This window comes from Mesorhizobium sp. M4B.F.Ca.ET.017.02.2.1 (genome assembly GCF_003998955.1).
Classification (GTDB): Bacteria; Pseudomonadota; Alphaproteobacteria; order Rhizobiales; family Rhizobiaceae; genus Mesorhizobium; species Mesorhizobium abyssinicae.
On sequence record NZ_RZOF01000663.1, the window covers coordinates 1 to 831 of the forward strand.

1 pseudogene is annotated in these 831 nt (G+C 63.8%); it reads left to right on the top strand.

The features are described from left to right. Positions 1-89: 89 nt before the first annotated feature. Positions 90-831, top strand: a pseudogene (locus EN738_RS34700) (excinuclease ABC subunit A); the annotation flags it as partial.

An 831-nucleotide genomic window follows, 5' to 3' on the forward strand; every position in this document is an offset into this window, starting at 1 on the left:
TCGACGTGGGGGAAAAATTACTAACAGGGGGGAGGGCGGGGAAAACCCCGCCGATCCCACGAATTCCAGACCTGAGGCGGCGACCGGCGATGGCCGACCATAAATACCTTTCCATTCGCGGGGCGCGCGAACACAATCTGAAGAACGTCGATCTCGACCTGCCGCGTGACAGCCTTATCGTCATGACCGGCCTGTCAGGGTCCGGCAAGTCGTCGCTCGCCTTCGACACGATCTATGCCGAAGGCCAGCGCCGCTACGTCGAGAGCCTGTCGGCCTATGCGCGCCAGTTCCTGGAAATGATGCAGAAGCCTGATGTCGACCAGATCGACGGGCTGTCTCCCGCCATCTCCATCGAACAGAAGACGACGTCGAAAAATCCGCGCTCGACGGTCGGCACCGTCACCGAGATCTACGACTACATGCGCCTCCTGTTCGCGCGCGTCGGCGTTCCCTATTCGCCGGCCACCGGCCTGCCGATCGAGAGCCAGACGGTCAGCCAAATGGTCGACCGGGTGCTGGCGCTCGAGGAAGGCACGCGCCTGTTCCTGCTGGCGCCGATCGTGCGCGGCCGCAAGGGCGAGTACCGCAAGGAACTCCTGGAGCTGCAGAAGAAGGGTTTCCAGCGCGTCAAGGTCGACGGCGTCTTCTACGAGATCGCCGACGTGCCGGCGCTGGACAAGAAGTACAAGCACGACATCGACGTAGTCGTCGACCGCATTGTCGTGCGCGGCGACCTGGCGACGCGACTTGCCGATTCCATGGAGACGGCGCTTAAGCTCGCCGAGGGCCTGGCCGTCGCCGAATTCGCCGACAGGCCGCTCGACGCCAGCC